Here is a 19,059-nt window from a genome sequence, read left to right as displayed (position 1 = left end):
CGCCGCGTTCAGCGGCCTTGCGAAACCTCTGCTCCGCCTCGTCCATGGGCCCCCCGTCCCTCGTCGGCAGAGGCAGCTTGCCCGGGTCCGGGCATGATCACACGGGGAGTTCGGCGTCACGCCGGACGCTGCTGCCGGCCGCCCCGGAGGCGGCGCCGAACAGGACCCGGCCCAGATCCAGCACGCTCAGCCCGAACATCAGGACGCCCAGCGGGACGTGCAGCGCGGGCTGGTGCGTCACGCCCAGCACCACCTGCGCCGAGGCGAGGACGAGGAAGACCGACGAGTACAGGATCGGGCGGGGCGAGGCGCCGCCCCGCTTCCACGCCACGATCGCGGCGATCACGTACAGCATCGTCGCGCCGTACATCACGCGCGCCCCGACGCTGTGCAGGGTCTCGCCGTAGGACGTGGACAGGAGCAGTCCGGCACTGATCGCCTGGAGGAAGATCGTCAGGGTCTGGAGGGCTATGGAGACCTGAACGAAGCCGGTGGCCCGGGGCGTTGTCGTCGTCTGCACGCTCATGATGTGGTCCTCGCTTCTGCCTTGCGGCGCTGGGTCGGTAGTCTCTCGCCGGTCCGACGACGCAGGCCCGCGAAATGTGAGGTCAGGCGGCGTCCCACAGTTCGCGGCCGGGTTTTCGTCGAGGGGGGCGGGAGCGGCGGCGGGCGAGAACGACCAGGGGGTCCCGATCATGAACAGCTTGTCCGAGTCAGGGAACGGCGTCCGGTCCGCACCGGAGCTGAGCGTGGTCGTCGGTGAGCGGCGTCAGCTGATCAACCTCGCCTACCGGCTGCTCGGTTCGCTCGCCGAGGCCGAGGACGCCGTGCAGGAGACGTACACCCGCTGGTACGCGATGTCGCGCAAGCAGCAGGAGGCCATCGACTCGCCCGGAGCCTGGCTGACGACGGTGGCCAGCCGCGTCTGCCTGGACGTCCTCGGCTCGGCGCGGGCACGACGCGAACGCTACGTCGGCACATGGATCCCCGAGCCGCTGCCCGACCGGTCGGAGTGGATCAACGGGCGGGCGGACGACAGCAGGGCCGAGACGATCGACCCGGCCGACCGGATCACCCTCGACGAGTCCGTGAACATGGCCTTCCTCGTCGTCCTGGAGGCCATGACGCCCGCCGAACGCGTGGCGTTCATCCTCCACGACGTCTTCCGCTACCCCTTCGCCGAGGTCGCCGAGATCGTCGGCCGCAGCCCCGCCGCGTGCCGGCAGCTGGCCTCCTCGGGCCGCCGGCGCATCAGCGCCGAACGCACCACGGCGGCCCCGGCGGCCGGACAGGCCGCGCTGGTACGGAACTTCAAGGAGGCCTGGGAGTCGAAGGACATCGAGGCCCTCGTCGGACTCCTCGACCCCGAGGCCATGATGACGGCCGACGGCGGCGGCATGGTCGGCACCGTCCTGCACCCGGTCGAGGGCGCCGAGGAGATCGCGGCGTACCTGATCCACATCGCCGACAAGGCGCCGGGGCTCACGCTCGTGGAGCGGACGGTCAACGGCCGCCCCGGCCTGGTCGCCCTGCACACGGGCATCGCGGTGACCGTGGCCGCGATCGACTTCGTCGACGGCCGCGTCAGCCGCATCTGGGCGATCCGCAACCCGGAGAAGCTCGGCGCGTGGACCTAGGCGGTCCTGCGTAGCCGCCTCCCCCGGGTGGGGAGGCGGTTGCGCGGACGCTTGGTGGAAGCGTGCACGGGGGTACGGACCATGACCGCGGGGCGCCCTGAGCGCTTGCGGTCGGCCAGGGCCGTCGGCGGTGAGGCCCGGACGCCCGGAAGGTCAGCGCGCGCGGTCGCCGTCCGGGACGGGGGAGGGAGCCTCAGTGGCCCAGGCCAGCAGCATCCGCAGGGCGTCGTGCGAGGGGCTGCCCCGCTCGGCGGCATATGTGATCAAGGCCTGATCGGGGTCGTCCGTTGCGCGCAGGGTCTCGTAGGCCAGTTCCAGATCACCGACCACCGGATGGTGGAATCGCTTGGTTCCCGAGGTCTTGTCCTGCACTGGATGCTCGGCCCACCAGCGACGGAAGTCCTCGCTCTTCATCGACAGTTCGCCGATCAGGCTCGCCAACCGGGGGTCCTCGGGGTGCCGTCCCGCGTCCATGTGGAGGTAGGCCACGTTCTCGCGGGCGCAGGAGGTCCAGTCGGCATACAGTTCCCGGGACGTCTCGTCGAGGAAGGTGATCCGGGCGATGTTGCGCTCGGTCCGGTGCAGGGGCGCGTAGTCGCCGAAGAGGGCGGCCGCTGCCGTGTTCCAGGCCAGTATGTCCATGCGTCGGCCCATCACCATCGCCGGCATGTCCACCAGATCGTCCAGCAATCGCTGGAGCATGGGGCGCACGCGTTGCGGCCGGGACTGGCGCCGGGGAACGTGCCGGGCGGAGGGCTGCGGTCGGGCGAGGCGGTGCAGGTGCCGCGTGGCATCCCCGTCCAGCCGCAGTGCGCGGGCCAGGGCGTCGAGTACCGCGCCCGAGGGGTTGGGCACGCGACCCTGTTCCATCCGGGTGTAGTAGTCGACGCTCACTCCGGCGAGCTGCGCGATCTCCTCGCGGCGCAGGCCCGCGACCCGGCGCTGGCCTCCGAAGTCCGGCAGGGCAACGTCTTCAGGGTGCAGGAGGGAGCGGCGGGAGCGGAGGAACTCGCCCAGGTTGATAGCTGTGCTCATACGGCGATTGTGGCCGGTCGTGATGGGTGGCTGCCTGGCCCTGCCGGGGCCAGGCAGCCACGCCCGCCGTCAGGAGGCGGGGATGGCAGTCACCAGGCCCCCGTCGACGGCGATGTCCTGGGCGGTGATGTACGAGGACCGCGGGGAGAGGAGGAAGGCCACGGTCTCGGCGATGTCCTGGGCCTGGCCGAGCCGCCCCAGCGGCACCTGGGAGCGGATGGCGTCGTGTGAGGCGGGGTCCGGGTTGGCTGCGTCGAACATCTCGGTGACGATGTAGCCCGGGCTGATCGAGTTGACCCGGATGCCGCGCCCTGCGAGATCACTGCCCAGCGTGCGGGCCAGGTTGTGGACGGCGGCCTTGGTGGCCGCGTACACCGGTGCGACGGCCAGGCCCCGGTGCAGTGTCCACGAGGCGTTGATCACGATGGAACCGCCACCCGCCGCGTCGAGCAGCGGCAGAACCTTCTGGACCGTGAAGAACACCCCCTTGAAGTTGACGTCGACGCTGAGATCGAAGTCCTGCTCAGTGACCTCGCCACTGCGCTGGAACACTCCGACCCCGGCATTGGCGAACACTCCGTCCAGACGTCCGTGCCGTTCACGGATCAGGGCGGCCAGGCGGTCGAGATCGGTGAGGCTGGCGGAGTCGGCCCGGACCGTGAGCAACCGGGCACCCTGGTCGGACGCTGTGTCCAGTTGTTCGGCTGCGCGGTCGAGGCGGGCATCGTCGCGGCCGGTGATGACGATATGGGCGCCGGCTTCCAGGAGCAGACGCGCGGTAGCCAGGCCCATTCCGCTGGTTCCGCCGGTGATCAGGACGACACGGTCGTGGAAGCCGGTCACATCACTGTTGCTGTCGGTCATGGCCACAGCTTCGCCACCAGCCTTCGGGCCAACCAGGCCCAGATCAACCTGGGTCTCCCAGGCCCCCCTTCAGCGGGCAGCCGAGACAGCCTCCACCCACCGCCCTGGACGCCCAACGATGCGACACACACCGCCCGGCCCCGGAATCAACCCCGAAGGACTTCCGGAGCCGACCACTCAGTCGGCGAGGAGGTGGTCGGCCTTTCCGGCCTTGATGTCGCGGATCAGCTGCCGCAGGGCCTCCGCGGAGTCGGTGACGTACGCCGACTCTGCTCCCGCGACCGCGATGTAACTGTTCCCCGCCCCGTCCACCCCGATCCGGTAGCAGGCACTCCCTTCTGCGCAGTAGGGGTCTTCCCAGGCGATGTCAGGCATGGTTGCTCCCTCAGAGTTCCTCTGCGATGGAGTGGATCAGGTCCCGGGATTCCTGTGGGGGCAGCGCGATCTGCGTCATCCAGTCCAGGTGTGCCCGGTACTTGGCCAGCTGTGCATCCCCGTGCAGATATTCCGGCCCGTGCGTGCTGTCCACCTGGACGGTGTCCAGCTGTGGGACGGGTCCTTCGGCGTAGGCGAGCGTCTGCCCGGAACCGGGGAAGGCGCCCGCGCCGAAGGGAATGGCAAGGACGGTGATGTTGTCCTGCTCGGACTTGCCAAGCAGGTGCTTGAGCTGCGCCTTCGCCACCTTCGCACCGCCGAACTGCATGCGCAGGGCGGCTTCGTGCACGATTCCGGTGTACCTGGCGGGGGTGGCGGAATCGAGTATCTGCTGGCGCTCCAGGCGAAATGCCAGCCGCAGTGCGACCTCGTGTTCCGGCAGCGGCGGTACGGCCACCCGGAAGATAGCGAGGGCGTGGTCCGAAGTCTGGAGCAGCCCGGGAATGTGAACCGCCAGAGCGGTCCGCAAGTGGGGTGAGTGCGCTTCGAGTTCGGCGATGTCCAGCAGGCCGGCGGGTAGGGAGCCCCGGTAACGGTCCCACCAGCCACGCTGGTTGGGTTCGGCCATCGCCGCGAGGGCGTTGACGTACTCCTCGTCCGCGCAGTCGCAGTTGCAGGCCAGGGTGCGCAGCCGGTCGAGCGTGATGGCCCGTGAACCTTGCTCGATCTGGGAAAGTCGCGGCCGGTCGATGCCGAGCAGGCCAGCGGCCTTCTCCGCGGAGACACCTGCGGACAGGCGCATCCGCCGCAGCTCTGCTCCCAGTCGGCGCTGGCGCTCCGTCGGGGATGGTCTGGCCCCCATGTGTCATCCCTCCCTCTGGCTGTGCGTTCGCAGTCTGCCCTGTCGGGCCAGGCCCTGACCAATGAGCCCACATTTCCCTGTGGCGGTGTAAAAATGTTCCCCGCTGCGCTACTTTGGGTAGTGCACCGCTCACGCAGGGGAGTTGAAGTGCATCGCCGCAGCATGCCTCGGGCCTCGGCGACGAGCCACGCTCCCCGTACCGCCCCGCGTCAGCCATCCGTGCGCATCGAACTCACCGCCGTCACCATCGACTTCAGGGAGTCCGCGATGTCCAGCCCCTTCCTCTCCTGCCCGACCTCACCCGCGTCCACCGGAGGGGATCCGCCCTCGCCCGAGGCGCTCGCGTGCAGTCTGACCGTGCCCGGAGCCCCCTCCAGTGCTCAGATCGCGCGGGCCGCCGTGCGGTCCGTGCTGCACGCCTACCGGCTCGACCCCCTCGCGCCCTGCGCCGAGCAGGTCACCGGGGAACTGGTCGCCACCGCATGGCGGTTGGATCCCGGGCGGAGCCTCTACCTGGCCGTCCGCTACCGCGACGACGCGCTGCGGCTCAGCGTCTACGACGGCCACGCCCTCCACCCGCACCCCCGGCTCGCCGCCCACTGCGAGGCCCGGCGGCGGGCCTCGCTGCGGGTGATGGCGGCCGTCGTACGGGACTGCGGCGGGGCCTGGGGGTTCGGGGAGTCCCGGGAGCCCGGCGGCGGGACGCGGACCTGGGCCAGCCTGCCCCGCGTCGGCGCCGCCCGGTACCTGGGCTAGGTGTATTGCCTCGTTAGGTTGGGGACGCGGCTTGCGGGTGGTTTGCCTGCGAGTGCGGTGTGTCCGCGGTGGTGATTGTAGGAGTGGAGCCAGCCGGGGAACGCTTCGCGGCGTTCGATGTCTGACCGGTAGGGGCGCGGTAGCAGGAGCCGTTGTCGGTCAGAACCCGTTCGACGGTGATCCCAGCGCCGGTGAAGAAGGCGTGGGCCCGTTGCCGGAAGGCGGTGGCGGTCTCCTTCTTCTCGTCCGCGCGGATCTCGCTGTAGGCGAGGCGGGAGTGGTCGTCGACGGCGGTGTGCAGGTAGCTGTGGCCGGCGTTCCTGCGGGTCTTGCGGCCCGCTTGCCGGCCCAGGACCTTGTGTCCGCCGCCGTCGGGGATGTTGCCGAGCTTCTTGATGTCGACGTGCACGAGCTCGCCGGGTTTCTCGCGTTCGTAGCGGCGTATGACGTGCCCGGTCGCGCGGTCGAGGTGGGTCAGGCGGGCCAGCCGGTAGCGGGTCAGGACGCGGTGGACGGTCGACCTTGATGATCCGGCGCTCGGTCCGGGTCGGTGTCCGGCGCGGCGTGTGATGGGGACGGCTGGAGCGGTCACCCATGCCCGCTTCGCCCAGGGCGCGGTACCGGTCGGCCCATCGCTGGGCGGTGGTCGGTGAGACCTGGAAGCGTTCGGCGGCCCGGCGCAGGGGCCAGCCGTCCTCGACCACACAGCGGGTCAGACGCAGTCGGCCGGTCTCGGTCAGGGTGCAAAGCAGGCGTCTCAGCTCTCGGCGGGGGCGGCGGGCTGGTCTGCTTGCCGGGGAATCGGATCGCCATCAACGGGGTTGGTGGGGGATGAGCCGTTATTGGAGGGTCATGCGAGCGATTCAGGTGTACGAAGTGGGCGGTCCCGAGGTGCTGCAGGAGGCCGAGGTGGACCAGCCGCGGCCGGGTCCGGGCGAGGCGGTCGTGGAGGTCGCCGCATCCGGGGTCAACTTCCTCGACGTCTACCACCGCGAAGGCCGGTACAGCCTCCCGCTGCCCTTCACCCCGGGCGCTGAGGGCGCCGGCACGGTCGTCGAAGTTGGACCCGGCGTCGCTGACGTCGCAGTCGGGGACCGGGTCGGTTGGGTGGAGATTCCCGGCACGTATGCCGAGCGGGCCGTCGTGGACTCCTCCCGGCTGGTGCCGCTGCCCGACGATATCGGCTTCGAGACAGCCGCCGCCGTGCTCCTCCAAGGCATGACCGCGCACTATCTCGTCAAGGACGCCTACCCGGTTCAGGGGGGCGACACGGTGCTCGTGCATGCGGCTGCTGGTGGCATGGGGCTGCTTTTGACCCAGCTCATCACCCATCTCGGCGGCAGGGTGATCGGCACGACGTCGACCACGGCGAAGGCCGAGCTGGCGAAGCGTGCCGGGGCCGCTGAGGTGATCCTTTCCTCCGCAGTCGACGATCTCGCAGCCGAGGTGAGGCGGCTCAACGGCGGTCAGGGACTGCCGGTTGTCTTCGACGGCGTCGGCGCGCACACCTTCGATGCGAGCCTCGCCAGCCTGCGAACCCGCGGCCATCTCGTGCTCTTCGGCGCGGCAAGTGGTGCCGTGCCGCCGTTTGATCCGATTCGGCTCGCCCACGGCGGTTCGCTGACCCTGATCCGGCCCAGCCTCGGGGACTTCATCGCCGATCGGTCCGAACTGCTCCGGCGGGCCGCCGATGTGTTCGAGTGGGTGCGCTCCAAGGCGCTTGAGGTCACCGTAACGGGCCGCTACGCATTGTCCGAGGCCGCCCAGGCCCACAGCGATCTGGAGGCTCGGCGTACCACCGGCAAGCTGCTCGTCGTACCCGATGCGGCCGCTATTGGACGCCGCGAGGAGACGCAGAGCTGATCGCGGGTGACGAGGTCGGGGATCTTGGAGACTGAGATGTCGAGGGCATGGCCGACCGTCATCGCCAAGATCCCCGACACCGTCAGCCCTGGGGCCCACGGCCACCGCCGCCGCCGCCGAGGCCCCGCACCCCGTCACGCAGGCGGCCGTCGACATCCTCAAGTCGAGCCACAACGCGCCGGGAGCAGCGGCCGTGGTCCGGGAGGGCGACGCGCTGTGGAGCGTCACCAGCGGGACCCGCGCGATCAACCAGAACCTGCCCTTCGGCCCCCAGCACAAGGTCAAGGTCGGCAGCCTGACCAAGACCTTCACCGCGGCGATCGTGATGCAGCTGGCCGCTGAGGGGAAGGTCGACCTCGACGCCTCCGTCGAGACGTACCTCCCCGGCGTGGTCCAGGGCAACAGCTACGACGGGAACGCCATCACCGTCCGCCGCCTCCTCAACCACACCAGCGGGATCCACGACTACCTGGAGGCGAAGCAGGGCAACCTGTGGGACTACGTGGTCGTCCAGCAGAACCGCACCCACACCCTCGCCGAGCTGGCCTCCTGGGGCCTGGCGGCACCCCCGTACTTCGCGCCCGGCCAGGGCTGGCACTACTCCGGAACCAACTACATGCTGCTCGGCATGATCATCGAGAAGGCCGGCGGCGTCCCCTACGGTCAGGCGGTCCGGGACCGGATCGTCACCCCGCTCGGCCTGACCGACACCTACCTGCCGACGCCCGGCGACCCGACCCTGCCGCCCGGCCACGTACGCGGCAACCTCGACCTCGGGCTGATCTGGATCGACATCACCGACCGCGTCGAGCCGAGCATCGGCATCTCCGGTGGCGGCCTCGTCACCAGCGGCGCCGACCGGTCCAAGACCCTCGTCACGGCCCTCTGCGACGGCCGCTGAGCTCAGATTCTGGATGCCCCCAGCTCGGTCAGGGCCCGCGTCACCAGCTCCGCCTGGTGCGTGGTGCCCCGGAGGTTGGGGTGGAGGACCGTGCAGGCCTCACCCGGCGCGGGAATGGAGCGGCAGAGCTCGCCGGGCGGATCACTCTGGGCGCCTTCGCCGGTCAGGCTGTCCTTGATGCCGTACATCCAGCGCTGCTCACCGCTCGCGCACACCCCGTGCCCGGTGCTGGAGGCGTACGTGTCCACGTACGCGGCGCCGGACCGCCCGGCCTGCTCGCGCAGCAGGCCGTTGAGCCGCCGCTCCACCGAGTCCAGCCAGGGCATGTCCCCCTTGGCGACGGTGCCCAGCTGGTGCCAGGAGCCCCAGCCGCAGCCCGCGCCGTCGTCCACGACGGCCGGGTATCCGACCACCGCCACCCGGGCCTTCGGGGCGCGGGTCCGGATCTCCGCCAGGAGGGCGGTGAAGTCGGTGCGCAGGGTGGTGAACCGCTCCTCCAGGGCGGTCGCGGCCGCGCCCCGCGAGTAGTGCGCCGAGCAGGGGCTGCCCAGGCCGAAGGCGCCGAGCCCGCGCTCCACGCAGGTGCGGACGATGTCGGCGAAGCCGACGGAGTTGCCGCCGATGCCGACGGTGACCAGGTCGGTGTCGGCGGAGACCGCCCGGACCTGGGCGGGCCGCGGCCCCCAGCCACCCGGGGGCGGCACGGAGGGCGGGCCCTTCAGCTCCGTCTGCGGCTCCAGCAGCCCGGCTCTCACCTCGGCCGCCGAGCAGGTTACGTCCGTGAGCCGGACCTTCAGCCGACGGGCCGCCTGCCGCGGGTAGTTGACCTCGGAGCGCCCGCAGCCGTCCCCGCCGTCCCAGGGCCGGACGAACACCCCGGCGCTGTAGGAGTCCCCGAGCGCCACGTAGTCGAGGCTCGCGGCGGGAGCCCCCGGTGCCGCCGAGGCGGGGGTGAGGGCCGCGGCCGCCACGGTGAGGGCGGTAGCCGCGGCGGCGAGGGCGATCCGCCGCCCGGCGGTGGTGCGGGCGCGCGCGTTCATGGCCATGTCGCCACGTCCTTCCGTCATGCGCCGGGCACCTGTCGCGACCGGCGGGTATGACGTAACGTAGCGCAATTGATTACAGAGAGTAGCGATCCGAGGCGCAAACCCCTCCAAGGAGTGACTCGGGACTCCGACCGCTCCTGCGTCTACACCTGGTGGTGGTGTGCCTGGGTGATGAGGTCCGTCGCGACCTCCAGGGCCGCCTGCCGGGTCTCCTCCGGGTCGCCCTCCACGTGCTGGAGGAACATCATCCCCGCGTGCAGCGTGAACAGGGCGCTCACGCACCGCACTTGGTCCGTCAGCGGACCTTCGTCGGTGCGCAGTAGCTCCACCAGGCGGAACAGCCGCTGCTTCACCGTCTCCCCGATGCTCAGCTCCCGCATCGTCGCCTGGTTCTCCTGCATGAACCGGTACAGCTGGCGGCCGGCCGCCATCGCCTCGCTGTAGCGCCGCAGGACCTCGCGCTTCATCTCCAGCGTCCGGGGCTGTTCCTGCGCCCACTCGATCAGCTCGTCGATCGGCCGCGTCACGTCGTCGAAGACGCTGATGATGATGTCTTCCTTGGTCTTGAAGTGGTAGTACAGCGCCGCCTTCGTGACGTCCAGCCGCTCCGCGATCTCCCGCAGTGAGGTCTTCTCGTACCCCTGCTCCGCGAACAGCTCCAGCGCCACGTCCTGGATGCGCTGGCGCGTGTTGCCGCGCCTCTGCTGCGGACCGCTGCCGCCGGAGCGGCTGGAGCTGCTGGACATGACTCTCCCCAAAAAACTTACTTGACGCCCGGCTAGTTACGGGTCTACTTTGCCCAGTGTAGTGAACTAGCCGGTCGACAAGTAAGACCCGGACCGCGAGTGCACGACGGGCGAGACGACGAAGAAGTACGAGAGCGCGCGAGGACCGCAGTGCCGGTTCCAGGGGAGTGGACATGAGTGAGTCAGTCATGAAGCCGGAGAACTCCGAGGGGGTGAAGCCCCGCAGCGTCCGCGTCGTACTGATGGCCCTCATGATCGCGATGCTGCTGGCCATGCTCGACAACATGATCATCGGCACCGCGATGCCGACGATCGTCGGCGAGCTCGGCGGCCTGGAACACCTCTCCTGGGTGGTCACCGCCTACACCCTCGCCACCGCCGCCTCCACCCCGATCTGGGGCAAGATCGGCGACATGTACGGGCGGAAGGGCTCCTTCCTCACCTCCATCGTCATCTTCCTGATCGGCTCCGCGCTCAGCGGCATGGCCCAGGACATGGGCCAGCTGATCGGCTTCCGCGCCATCCAGGGCCTCGGCGCCGGCGGCCTGATGGTCGGTGTCATGGCGATCATCGGCGACCTGATCCCGCCCCGCGAGCGCGGCAAGTACCAGGGCATGATGGCCGGCGTGATGGCCCTCGCCATGATCGGCGGCCCGCTGGTCGGCGGCACCATCACCGACCACATGGGCTGGCGCTGGTCCTTCTACATCAACCTCCCCCTCGGTGCCGTCGCCCTCGCGATGGTCACCGCCGTGCTGCACCTCCCCAAGAAGAAGGCGCAGGGGAAGATCGACTACCTGGGCGCGGCCCTGCTGACGATCGCGATCACCTCGACCGTGCTGGTCACCACCTGGGGCGGCACCGAGTACGCCTGGGGCTCCGCCGAGATCATCGGCCTGATCGCCGTCGGCATCGTGTCCACCGCCGCGTTCGTCTACGCCGAGACCAAGGCCGCCGAGCCGGTCATGCCGCTGCACATCTTCCGCAGCCGCAACTTCACCCTGATGTCCGTGATCGGCTTCCTCGTCGGCTTCGCGATGTTCGGCGGCGTGCTCTACCTGCCGCTCTTCCAGCAGTCGGTGCAGGGCGCCTCCGCCACCAACTCCGGGCTGCTGCTCCTGCCCATGCTGCTCTCGATGATGGCCGTCTCGCTCGTCGCGGGCCGGATCACCACCAGCAGCGGCAAGTACAAGGTCTTCCCGATCGTCGGCGGCGCGCTCATGGTCGTCGGTCTGTTCCTGCTCGCGACCATGGACACCGGCACCACGCGCCTGGTCTCCGGCCTCTACATGGCCGTCCTCGGCGCCGGTCTCGGCTTCCTGATGCAGATCACCATGCTCGTCGCGCAGAACAGCGTCGACATGAAGGACATGGGCGTCGCATCCTCCTCCGCCACCCTCTTCCGTACGCTCGGCGGCTCCTTCGGCGTCGCCCTGATGGGCTCGCTCTTCACCAGCCAGGTCACGGACACCATGTCCGAGCGCCTCGGCCCGCAGGCCGCGCAGGCCGCCGGCTCCGCCCAGCTGGACGCGGCGAGCCTGGCCAAGCTGCCCGAGGCCGTCCGCGACGCCTACCAGCACGCGGTGGCCGCCGGTACGCACTCCGCGTTCCTGCTCGGCGCGGCCATCGCCGTACTGGGCTTCCTGGCGGCCTGGTTCGTCAAGGAGGTCCCGCTGCGGGGAGCGGGTCCGGCCCCGGCCGGCGGCGACGCGGGCGCCAAGGCGGCAGCCGCACCGCAGGACTCCATGGCGCACTGAGCACCGCAGGACGGCTGTGACACGGCGGGTCCGGACCGGGAGAACTTCCCGGACCGGACCCGCCGTTCGTGTGTGACGGAGATGTGACGGGTGGGGCACCCGGGACGATAAAGGTTCAAACTCCTTATTACCTGGAATTTATGGGGCAATTGAGGGGAACCCCTGCCGAGGACGAAGGCGTCATGACCCACAGAACCCTTGCAAGGGCGGATGGGGAGTGGACACATGACGCGTACGCAGAAGCACGGTCTCCGGGCCCGGCTGGCCGTCGGGGCCTCGGCCGCCGCCGTCGCCGCGACCATCTGGGGAGTGACGACCCTGGTCCCCGTCGACGACCACCCCACCGCCCCGCCCGAGAACGCGGCCCGCCAGACCCCCACGGACGGCAAGACCGACGGAAAGACGGACGGCAAGACGGACGGCAAGACCCCTGCGGACGGAAAGCCCGGCGGCGACGGCAAGTCCGCCGCCCCCGCCCCCGGCCCGCAGCTGCCCGACAGCATCGCCCACGCCTCGGAGAGCGGCGGGAACGCCGTCAACATCACCATCGACGACGGCCCCGACCCCCGCTGGACCCCGCAGGTGCTGGAGGTCCTCGCCAAGCACGGCGTCAAGGCCACCTTCTGCATGATCGGCCCGCAGGCCAAGGCCCACCCGGACCTGGTCAAGCGGGTCGTCGCGGCCGGCCACCGGCTCTGCGACCACACCATGAACCACGACACCGCCATGGACAAGAAGCCCGTCGCCTACCAGCAGGCGCAGATCCTCGACGCGAAGAAGCTCATCGAGGAGGCGGCCGGCGGCGGCGCGAAGGTCGAGTACTACCGGGCCCCGGGCGGGGCCTTCACCCCCGACAGCCGGCGCATCGCCGCGGCCAACGGGATGCGCCCGCTCGGCTGGAACGTCGACACCAAGGACTTCGTCAAGCCGGGCGCCGCCGCCATCGTCGACGCCGTCAAGCGCGAGATAGGCAACGGCCCGACGATCCTCTTCCACGACGGCGGCGGCGACCGCAAGCAGACCGTCACCGCCCTCGACCAGGTACTGGCCTGGCTGAAGGACCAGGGCCGTCCGACCGGCTTCCCGGTCCGCACCGCCCCCGACCCCTCCTGACGACACCCCCGCCCCGCCGGACACGCCGTCCGGCGGCGAACGGGTGACGGTCGGTGCCCCGGACCCGCCCACGGTGTTCCCTGGTCGCGCACGCAGCACCGTACGCCCGCCCGCTCCAGGAGGTTCCGTGATCGACCCGGCCCAGCTCACCGACCCCGCCGTCCGCGCCTTCGTCACCGCCGTCAACGCCGGGGACCAGCATGCCTTCGCGGCGGCCCTCACCCCTGACGCCACCATGTCCGACGACGGCTCGGACCGGGACATCGCCGACTGGACCGAGCGGGAGATCTTCTCCTCCGGCGGCCACATGGCCGTCGCGTCCGAGGCCGACGCCGGCCGCGCCCTCGTCGTCGACTACCGCAACGACACCTGGGGCGAGATGCGCACCGCCTGGCGGTTCGACGTCACCCCCGACGGCCGCGTCAGCCGCTTCGAGACCGGCCAGGCCTGAGCGCGGCCTAGGCCGTCCCTGGCCTAGCCGAGGCCCCGAGCCACCTCCAGCACCGCCGCCGTCAGAGGTCCGTTCTCCGGGGCCAGCCCGCCGGGGAGGCCGAAGCGGCGGCGCGTGAACCCGTACGCGATGCCCGTGACCGGGTCGGCGAAGCCCTGGCCGCCCGCCGCGCCCGAGTGCCCGAAGGCCTCGGGGCCGACCTGCGGCTGCGTCTCGAAGCCCAGCCCGAAGTGGTCCGGCTCGGCGGTGACCGAGTCCTGCCCCGGGGTGTGCAGCCGGGCGACGTCGGCCACCGTCTCCGGCTTCAGCAGCGCCGGCCGGCCGTCCAGCCCGCCGACGGCCGCCGCGTACAGGGCCGCCACCGCGCGCGCCGTACCGATTCCGCCCGCCGACGCGGGGCCCTTCGCCCTGGTCGCGGGGTGGTTGACGTGCGCGACCAGGTCCATCCGGGGCTCGCGGTGCCAGTTGAAGGCGACCTTCAGCAGCTCCGGCAGCGGCCCGCCCGAGGCGAGCGCCTCCAGCTGGGCGGGGGTCGGCGCCATCTCCACCGGCTTCCAACGGCCCTCAAGCTCCGGCGGCAGCCCCATGTACAGGTCCAGCCCGTACGGCGCCCGCACGCGCTCCTCGTAGACCTCCTGGAGGGAGCGGCCGGTGGCCCGCCGGACCACCTCGCCCGTCAGCGCGCCGATCACGAAGGCGTGGTAGCCGTACGCCGTCCCGGGCTCCCAGTACGGCTCCGCGCCGGCCAGCCGCGCCGCGAGCACCGCGTCGTCCGCGACCTCCTCGTACGAGAAGCCCCCGGGGACGCCGATCAGCCCGGACCCGTGCGCCACCAGCTGCCGTACGGTCAGCCGCTCCTTGCCGTGGCCCGTGAACTCCGGCCAGTACGAGGACACCGGCCGCTCCAGGTCCAGTACGCCGTCCTGCGCCAGCAGCGCCACGACCAGGTGGGCGGCGCCCTTGGTGACGGAGAAGACCCCGCTCAGGGTGTCCCCGTCGGTGTCCTCGCCGGCCCACAGGTCGACCACGGTCAGGCCGTGGTGACGTACCGCCAGCTGTGCCTCCGGGGAGTGCGGTTCGGCCGCCGCGAAGGCCGCGAAGGCCTCCCGGACCGGCTCCCAGCCCGCCGCCACCGTGCCGTTCACTGTCACGCTCATGTCGTCCCCCGTAAGCCGTACGTCGTTCACCGTGCGTGGTGTTGCTTCCCGAGCCAACCAGAGGGCCCCGGCCGCGTTCCCGCCCGGACCGGGAGTGTGTCACCTGTGCGTCCGCCGCCCGCTCCCGTACGGGTGAACGCGTGGGCGGCCTCGTTCCGGCCCGCCGAGGGGTCCCGTTGGTGCGGGTATGAAGCGCACCCGTACCAACGCCCTGGCCCTCGCCGCCGCCGTCGCGGCCCTCGCTCCGGCCCTGGGCCAGGCCGCCGCCACCGCCGCCGGGGGCACGTACCTCCAGGACCCCGCCGGGGGCGAGAAGGCGATGAAATCGATGTGGACCAAGGACGAGATGCACAAGGTGGAGGGGCAGGTCCGCTTCCACCCGGGAGTGCAGTACGACACGGTCAGCCGGCCCGCCCCGGAGTTCGCCCCGCGCGAGGAGCGGCAGGTCGCCGACCCCAAGACGCTGGCCTGGCTGCCCTCGTACGAGTTCGCCTGGTCGGTGTCCGACTCCACGCTGGTGAAGAAGGGGGTGACCACCAAGGACGGCCGGCACCCGCTCGTCCTGCACGCCGTGCTGCGCGACGCGAAGCGCGCGAAGGCGGGGGAGGTGACCCGGGAGCTCAAGGACCGGCCCGCGACGGGGCGCGAGAAGGTGGCGGGGGGCACGCGGATCGCGTGCGACACCGGCGAGTACACGGTGGAGTGGTCGCTCACGCGCCCGGGCTACGGCACGGTGGGCGGCACGCTGCGCTGGAACTCCAGCTGCGAGCAGTACCGGACGGCCTTCTCCTCGGACAACGGCCGGATCTGAGGCGGGAGAAGAGCCGGAAGGGAAAGAGGGGGGGAGGGGGGAGGCCTGCCGCCCCGTGCGCCTTGTGGGCGCTCGTCGGGCGACTGGGCCACGGCCTTGGATCAAGAGCCGTCACCGTCATTCTGCCGCACGGGATGGGGTGCGGGAGCGAGGCGAAAGTCCCGTGTCCCACGGAACTTCGTACTGCTGTCGGTTGTCGGTCCGCCGTCAGTGCTTCTTCTTCGAGGCCTCGGTCGCCTTCGCGGCGATGTCGTCCAGGACGGCCTTCGGGTTGCCGGACGGCTCCACGGCACGCCCGATGCTGCGCTTGATCGTGTCGCTGACCGTCACCCAGGACGGGTCGTTGACCGGGTAGAGCTGGGCGCCGCGCAGCGCCGTCAGGAACTGCTCGTCGGTCTTGTCGAGGCCGCCGCCCGCCGGGGTGCGGGACGCCGTGACCGTCGAGGGCAGCAGGTGGTAGCGGCCCGCGAAGTCCGACAGGTTCTTGTCGGAGTAGACGAAGTCGAGGAACTTGCCGATCTCCGCGCGGTGGCCGTTCTGCTTGAAGGCCATCATCCAGTCGGCGACGCCCACGGTCGGCGGGGTCTCGCCGGCGCCCAGCATGTCCGAGACCGGCATGGAGACGGCCCCGACGGTGATGCCCTTGGCCTTCGCCTCGTGCGAGAGCGAGGGGTAGCCGTTGAGCATCCCGACCTCGCCGCGCAGGAAGGCGGCGAAGGCGTCGGCGCGGTTGAGCTGCGACGGCGGGACCGGACCGGTCAGGCCGAGACCGACCATGTTGTCCTTGACCCACTTCAGGGCCTCGATGTTCTGGTCGGAGGCCAGGCTGTAGTTGCCGCTGCTGTCGGCGTAGCCGCCGCCGTTGCCCAGCTCCCAGATCATCGCCTCCGCGTGCGCCTCCTCGGGGCCCAGCGGGATGGCGAAGGGGGTCTTCACGCCCTTGTCCTTGAGCGCCTTGGACGCCGCCTTCAGGTCCGACCAGCTCTTCGGCTGCCAGACGGCGGAGCTGTCCTTGGGGATGACCCCGGCGTCGGCGAGCAGCTTCTGGTTGTAGAAGAGGAGACGGCTGCTCGCCACGAAGGGCAGGCCGTAGAGGGTGTTGCCGACCGAGCCCGCCTCGGCGAGGGGCTGGAGGAAGTTCGCCTCGGCGGTGATGGAGAGCAGCTCTTCCGCGGAATACAGCTTCCCCTGGGCCGCGAAGTCCGAGTACGAGCCCATGAGGGCCATGTCCGGCGCCTTGCCGGCCCGGACCATACGGGAGACCTCGCGGTCGATGTCGGCCCAGGGGAGCAACTGCACCTCGACCTTGATACCGGGGTTGGCGGCGGTGAAATCACCCGTCACCTTGTCCCAGAAAGCCTTGGAGCTGTTGCCCGAGCTGTCGCCGTATTCGGCGGCGACCAGGCGCAACGTGTCGTCGCCGCCCGACCCCGCCTCGGAACTTCCGCAGCCGGACAGTGGTATCAGCAGACCGAGCACGGCCGCCGTGGCGGTCGCGCCGAACATTCTTCGTCGCACGGGTGGGTACCCCTGATTTTCTTTGATTCCCGTTATTACTTATGAGTTACTCCGGGCTGGGGTGTCCCTCCGTGGCCCGTTGGCCGGAATTCTCTCCTGCCGGTAGGGCGGTTGATTCCATTGGGTCGGAAGTTATGTCGAATGCTCCAACCACGGCTTTTCCTGATGGTGTTTTCCGATATGTGATCCATAATTCGGACGCGCGTAGACTTCCGTAGACATGACGAAACGCCCGTTTCCGGCCGGGAAACGGGCGTCAGGGTGCGGGGTGCGCGGAAGGGGCCGGGATCAGTCGGCGAACTCGCCCGCGTACGGGTCGGGCTCGCCCGTCTCGGGGTTGCGGCCCTCCTGCCAGCGCCGCTGGGCCTTGCGCCAGTGCACGAAGCTGAGGTGGCCGCCGTCCCAGAAGGTGATGCTGACGGGGCTCACGTCGAACTCGTCCGAGCACAGCAGCAGCAGGAATTCGGCCATGCCGTACGGATGGACGGCGAAGGAGTCGGCGGTGTGCCGCCCGACGACGAGTACCGGCCAGCGGTCCGGGTCGGGATCGGTGGTCAGCCAGCACAGGATGTCGGAACCGCCGGTGACGCCCCAGGCGATGATCGACTCCGGGTCCACGTCGAAGGCGGCCCGGCCGCCCTCGGCCTCCCAGGCCTGCCGGGCGTTGGCGGTCTCCTCGGCCATCTCGGCCGGGTCCCACTGCAGGCCCGGCTTGGGCAGCGGCAGCAGGATGCTGGCCTCGCCGTTGATGGAGCCGGCCCCGAAACGCCCCATGAAGGCCACGTAGTCGGCCGGGAAACGGGTACCCCAGACGGCCTCCGCCGCCTGCCAGTCGATGTCCTCGTCGGCCCCGTGCGTCGCGGGCATGATCTGCTCCAGCGCCTTGATCCGCGCGTTCTCACTCATGCCGCTCCCCTGAGACCCCAGCTCAACCGCCCCAACCTACCGCCCAGGGGCCTGTCGACCTAGGCCGTCTCGACGCCCACCCGGCTCCCGGCCCGCAGCCCCCAGTCGGACATCGCGCCGGCCGCCGCCTCCAGGACGTGGCGGGAGCGCGGGCGCGGCAGGCCCAGGCGGCCCGGGCGCATGGTGACCACGGCCAGCACCCGCAGGTTCCGGTCCAGGTAGGCCACGTCGATCGGGATCCGCATCCCGAAGGTGTGCACGCTCGCCGCCGGGGTCAGCAGCAGCGCCCCCTCGACCGCGTCCCGGCCGAGCAGCCCGCGCGTCCGGGCCCGGTACGAGGCCGCCACCTCCAGCGGGACCTCCACCGCCCCCGGCTCCGCCGCGCCGACCCTGAGGATCCCCTTGCCGTCCCGCCACCGCCGCGTCATGGCGGCCACCCTAGGCCGCGCCCCGGCGCCGGAGCGGCCCGATCGGCCGGATCCGGCGGATCTCCGGCAGGGTCCCGGCTACCTTCGGCGGGTGCGGGTACTCCTGATCGTCATCGCCGTCGCGTACGGCGCCGCCGCCGGGCTGGCGCTGCCGCGCGCCGCCTACCGGCTGTCCGTCCCCGCCGGGGAACCGTGGCGCGGGCGGTGCCCCGACGGGCATCCCGTCGCCGGGTGGCTCGGCCCGGCCCGCTGCCCGGGCGGCGGCCCCGCCCACCGCTACGGCCCCCGTGGGGCGTGGGCGGCCTGCGCGGCCGCCTGCGGGGCCCTCGCGGCCGGTCTCGGGCCGCGCCCCGAGACCGCCGTGTTCGCCGCGCTGGCGCCCGTGCTCGTCCTGCTGGCCCTCGTCGACCTCGCCGTGCACCGGCTGCCCGACGTGCTCACCCTGCCGCTGGCCGCCGCCACCGCCGCACTCCTGGGCGCCGCCGCCCTGCTGCCCGGCGCCGCCGGGTCCTGGCGGCTCGCGCTGCTGGGCGGGGGCGCGCTCGGGGCCTCGTACCTCGTGCTGTTCCTGATCAACCCGGCCGGGATGGGCCTCGGCGACGTCAAGCTGGCGCTCGCGCTGGGGGTCGCTCTTGGGTGGTACGGGTGGGGGGTATGGGTGGCGGGGGCCTTCCTCGGCCTCCTCTACGGGGCCGTATACGGCCTTGGCCTGGTCCTTCGGGGTCGCGCGGGCCGCCGTACGGGCTTCGCGTTCGGACCCTTCATGGCCGCCGGAGCCCTCACCGGAGTGCTGCTGGGCGGATTCGGAGCGTAATCGTTTCGCGCCGATGCAC

Annotated in this window: 20 protein-coding genes and 1 pseudogene; 9 read left to right on the top strand and 12 right to left on the bottom strand. The window is 71.0% G+C overall.

Features of this window, described 5'->3' with window-relative positions; all coding sequences use genetic code 11:
• Positions 1-97: 97 nt before the first annotated feature.
• Positions 98-526 carry a hypothetical protein gene (locus OOK31_RS12455; RefSeq protein ID WP_267012504.1) on the bottom strand — a complete coding sequence of 143 codons (429 nt, stop codon included), beginning with the start codon at positions 524-526 and terminating at the stop codon, positions 98-100.
• Positions 527-695: 169 nt separating this feature from the next.
• On the opposite strand from OOK31_RS12455, the gene sigJ reads away from it, so the two are divergent.
• Positions 696-1,637 carry an RNA polymerase sigma factor SigJ gene (gene sigJ / locus OOK31_RS12450; protein WP_267012503.1) on the top strand — a complete coding sequence of 314 codons (942 nt, stop codon included), beginning with the start codon at positions 696-698 and terminating at the stop codon, positions 1,635-1,637.
• A 153-nt stretch (positions 1,638-1,790) separates the two neighbouring features.
• Here sigJ and OOK31_RS12445 read toward each other — a convergent pair whose 3' ends face one another.
• The 4 genes from OOK31_RS12445 to OOK31_RS12430 all read right to left on the bottom strand — a co-directional run bounded on the left by OOK31_RS12445 (position 1,791) and on the right by OOK31_RS12430 (position 4,773).
• Positions 1,791-2,672, bottom strand: coding sequence for a helix-turn-helix transcriptional regulator (locus OOK31_RS12445; RefSeq protein ID WP_267012502.1), 882 nt, complete (start codon positions 2,670-2,672; stop codon positions 1,791-1,793).
• 69 nt (positions 2,673-2,741) lie between these two features.
• On the bottom strand, positions 2,742-3,536 hold the full coding sequence (locus OOK31_RS12440) for an SDR family NAD(P)-dependent oxidoreductase (protein ID WP_267012501.1): 795 nt from the start codon (positions 3,534-3,536) through the stop codon (positions 2,742-2,744).
• Between the two features lie 177 nt (positions 3,537-3,713).
• Positions 3,714-3,911: a hypothetical protein gene (locus OOK31_RS12435; protein WP_267012500.1), complete on the bottom strand. Its 198-nt coding sequence runs from the start codon at positions 3,909-3,911 to the stop codon at positions 3,714-3,716.
• A 10-nt stretch (positions 3,912-3,921) separates the two neighbouring features.
• Positions 3,922-4,773 carry a helix-turn-helix transcriptional regulator gene (locus OOK31_RS12430; RefSeq protein ID WP_267012499.1) on the bottom strand — a complete coding sequence of 284 codons (852 nt, stop codon included), beginning with the start codon at positions 4,771-4,773 and terminating at the stop codon, positions 3,922-3,924.
• A 219-nt stretch (positions 4,774-4,992) separates the two neighbouring features.
• On the opposite strand from OOK31_RS12430, the gene OOK31_RS12425 reads away from it, so the two are divergent.
• Entirely contained in the window at positions 4,993-5,529 is a 537-nt protein-coding gene (locus OOK31_RS12425; protein WP_267012498.1) for an ATP-binding protein, read from the top strand.
• Here OOK31_RS12425 and OOK31_RS12420 read toward each other — a convergent pair.
• Positions 5,526-6,290: pseudogene (locus tag OOK31_RS12420) on the bottom strand (leucine zipper domain-containing protein). The gene OOK31_RS12425 and the pseudogene OOK31_RS12420 overlap by 4 nt on opposite strands.
• 91 nt (positions 6,291-6,381) lie before the next feature.
• On the opposite strand from OOK31_RS12420, the gene OOK31_RS12415 reads away from it, so the two are divergent.
• Both OOK31_RS12415 and OOK31_RS12410 read left to right on the top strand, forming a co-directional pair.
• Positions 6,382-7,392, top strand: a complete 1,011-nt coding sequence (locus OOK31_RS12415; RefSeq protein WP_112446335.1) for a quinone oxidoreductase — start codon at positions 6,382-6,384, stop codon at positions 7,390-7,392.
• A gap of 31 nt (positions 7,393-7,423) precedes the next feature.
• Positions 7,424-8,293: a serine hydrolase domain-containing protein gene (locus OOK31_RS12410; RefSeq protein ID WP_323188213.1), complete on the top strand. Its 870-nt coding sequence runs from the start codon at positions 7,424-7,426 to the stop codon at positions 8,291-8,293.
• A 2-nt stretch (positions 8,294-8,295) separates the two neighbouring features.
• On the opposite strand, the gene OOK31_RS12405 is transcribed toward OOK31_RS12410, so the two are convergent.
• Entirely contained in the window at positions 8,296-9,360 is a 1,065-nt protein-coding gene (locus tag OOK31_RS12405) for an SGNH/GDSL hydrolase family protein (protein ID WP_267012497.1), read from the bottom strand.
• Between the two features lie 122 nt (positions 9,361-9,482).
• Positions 9,483-10,085 (bottom strand): TetR/AcrR family transcriptional regulator, encoded by a 603-nt coding sequence (locus tag OOK31_RS12400; protein WP_267012496.1) that lies wholly within the window; start codon positions 10,083-10,085, stop codon positions 9,483-9,485.
• Between the two features lie 173 nt (positions 10,086-10,258).
• Here OOK31_RS12400 and OOK31_RS12395 point away from each other — a divergent pair, with 173 nt between their 5' ends.
• The 3 genes from OOK31_RS12395 to OOK31_RS12385 all read left to right on the top strand — a co-directional run bounded on the left by OOK31_RS12395 (position 10,259) and on the right by OOK31_RS12385 (position 13,406).
• The gene (locus OOK31_RS12395) at positions 10,259-11,842 is read left to right on the top strand and encodes an MDR family MFS transporter (RefSeq protein ID WP_267012495.1); all 1,584 of its coding nucleotides are present in this window, start codon (positions 10,259-10,261) and stop codon (positions 11,840-11,842) included.
• A gap of 225 nt (positions 11,843-12,067) precedes the next feature.
• Complete coding sequence (locus OOK31_RS12390; RefSeq protein ID WP_267012494.1) at positions 12,068-12,955, top strand: polysaccharide deacetylase family protein; 888 nt, start codon at positions 12,068-12,070, stop codon at positions 12,953-12,955.
• A 127-nt stretch (positions 12,956-13,082) separates the two neighbouring features.
• A complete protein-coding gene (locus OOK31_RS12385) occupies positions 13,083-13,406 on the top strand; it encodes a nuclear transport factor 2 family protein (protein ID WP_267012493.1) in 324 nt (107 codons plus the stop codon).
• A gap of 23 nt (positions 13,407-13,429) precedes the next feature.
• Here OOK31_RS12385 and OOK31_RS12380 read toward each other — a convergent pair whose 3' ends face one another.
• On the bottom strand, positions 13,430-14,563 hold the full coding sequence (locus OOK31_RS12380; protein WP_267012492.1) for a serine hydrolase: 1,134 nt from the start codon (positions 14,561-14,563) through the stop codon (positions 13,430-13,432).
• Positions 14,564-14,750: 187 nt separating this feature from the next.
• On the opposite strand from OOK31_RS12380, the gene OOK31_RS12375 reads away from it, so the two are divergent.
• Complete coding sequence (locus tag OOK31_RS12375; protein WP_267012491.1) at positions 14,751-15,374, top strand: hypothetical protein; 624 nt, start codon at positions 14,751-14,753, stop codon at positions 15,372-15,374.
• Between the two features lie 207 nt (positions 15,375-15,581).
• On the opposite strand, the gene OOK31_RS12370 is transcribed toward OOK31_RS12375, so the two are convergent.
• The 3 genes from OOK31_RS12370 to OOK31_RS12360 form a co-directional block, all read right to left on the bottom strand.
• Positions 15,582-16,880: an extracellular solute-binding protein gene (locus tag OOK31_RS12370; protein ID WP_267012863.1), complete on the bottom strand. Its 1,299-nt coding sequence runs from the start codon at positions 16,878-16,880 to the stop codon at positions 15,582-15,584.
• 300 nt (positions 16,881-17,180) lie between these two features.
• Complete coding sequence (locus OOK31_RS12365) at positions 17,181-17,798, bottom strand: SMI1/KNR4 family protein (protein WP_267012490.1); 618 nt, start codon at positions 17,796-17,798, stop codon at positions 17,181-17,183.
• A 59-nt stretch (positions 17,799-17,857) separates the two neighbouring features.
• Positions 17,858-18,226, bottom strand: a complete 369-nt coding sequence (locus OOK31_RS12360; protein WP_267012489.1) for a DUF192 domain-containing protein — start codon at positions 18,224-18,226, stop codon at positions 17,858-17,860.
• A 91-nt stretch (positions 18,227-18,317) separates the two neighbouring features.
• On the opposite strand from OOK31_RS12360, the gene OOK31_RS12355 reads away from it, so the two are divergent.
• Positions 18,318-19,040, top strand: a complete 723-nt coding sequence (locus OOK31_RS12355; RefSeq protein ID WP_267012488.1) for an A24 family peptidase — start codon at positions 18,318-18,320, stop codon at positions 19,038-19,040.
• Positions 19,041-19,059: the final 19 nt, after the last annotated feature.

The sequence above is a fragment of the Streptomyces sp. NBC_00249 genome, from assembly GCF_026342355.1.
In the GTDB taxonomy this organism is placed as follows: Bacteria; Actinomycetota; Actinomycetes; order Streptomycetales; family Streptomycetaceae; genus Streptomyces.
Note: the sequence above shows the minus strand (reverse complement) of the source record. Positions and strands in the feature narration are given on the sequence as shown.

What these genes read in the sequence shown, in the direction of transcription:
- OOK31_RS12455 (WP_267012504.1), bottom strand. Translation starts at nt 526, where the DNA reads ATGAGCGTGCAGACGACGACAACGCCCCGGGCCACCGGCTTCGTTCAG.
- sigJ (WP_267012503.1), top strand. Translation starts at nt 696, where the DNA reads ATGAACAGCTTGTCCGAGTCAGGGAACGGCGTCCGGTCCGCACCGGAG.
- OOK31_RS12445 (WP_267012502.1), bottom strand. Translation starts at nt 2,672, where the DNA reads ATGAGCACAGCTATCAACCTGGGCGAGTTCCTCCGCTCCCGCCGCTCC.
- OOK31_RS12440 (WP_267012501.1), bottom strand. Translation starts at nt 3,536, where the DNA reads ATGACCGACAGCAACAGTGATGTGACCGGCTTCCACGACCGTGTCGTC.
- OOK31_RS12435 (WP_267012500.1), bottom strand. Translation starts at nt 3,911, where the DNA reads ATGCCTGACATCGCCTGGGAAGACCCCTACTGCGCAGAAGGGAGTGCC.
- OOK31_RS12430 (WP_267012499.1), bottom strand. Translation starts at nt 4,773, where the DNA reads ATGGGGGCCAGACCATCCCCGACGGAGCGCCAGCGCCGACTGGGAGCA.
- OOK31_RS12415 (WP_112446335.1), top strand. Translation starts at nt 6,382, where the DNA reads ATGCGAGCGATTCAGGTGTACGAAGTGGGCGGTCCCGAGGTGCTGCAG.
- OOK31_RS12405 (WP_267012497.1), bottom strand. Translation starts at nt 9,360, where the DNA reads ATGACGGAAGGACGTGGCGACATGGCCATGAACGCGCGCGCCCGCACC.
- OOK31_RS12400 (WP_267012496.1), bottom strand. Translation starts at nt 10,085, where the DNA reads ATGTCCAGCAGCTCCAGCCGCTCCGGCGGCAGCGGTCCGCAGCAGAGG.
- OOK31_RS12395 (WP_267012495.1), top strand. Translation starts at nt 10,259, where the DNA reads ATGAGTGAGTCAGTCATGAAGCCGGAGAACTCCGAGGGGGTGAAGCCC.
- OOK31_RS12390 (WP_267012494.1), top strand. Translation starts at nt 12,068, where the DNA reads ATGACGCGTACGCAGAAGCACGGTCTCCGGGCCCGGCTGGCCGTCGGG.
- OOK31_RS12380 (WP_267012492.1), bottom strand. Translation starts at nt 14,563, where the DNA reads ATGAGCGTGACAGTGAACGGCACGGTGGCGGCGGGCTGGGAGCCGGTC.
- OOK31_RS12375 (WP_267012491.1), top strand. Translation starts at nt 14,751, where the DNA reads ATGAAGCGCACCCGTACCAACGCCCTGGCCCTCGCCGCCGCCGTCGCG.
- OOK31_RS12370 (WP_267012863.1), bottom strand. Translation starts at nt 16,880, where the DNA reads ATGTTCGGCGCGACCGCCACGGCGGCCGTGCTCGGTCTGCTGATACCA.
- OOK31_RS12365 (WP_267012490.1), bottom strand. Translation starts at nt 17,798, where the DNA reads ATGAGTGAGAACGCGCGGATCAAGGCGCTGGAGCAGATCATGCCCGCG.
- OOK31_RS12360 (WP_267012489.1), bottom strand. Translation starts at nt 18,226, where the DNA reads ATGACGCGGCGGTGGCGGGACGGCAAGGGGATCCTCAGGGTCGGCGCG.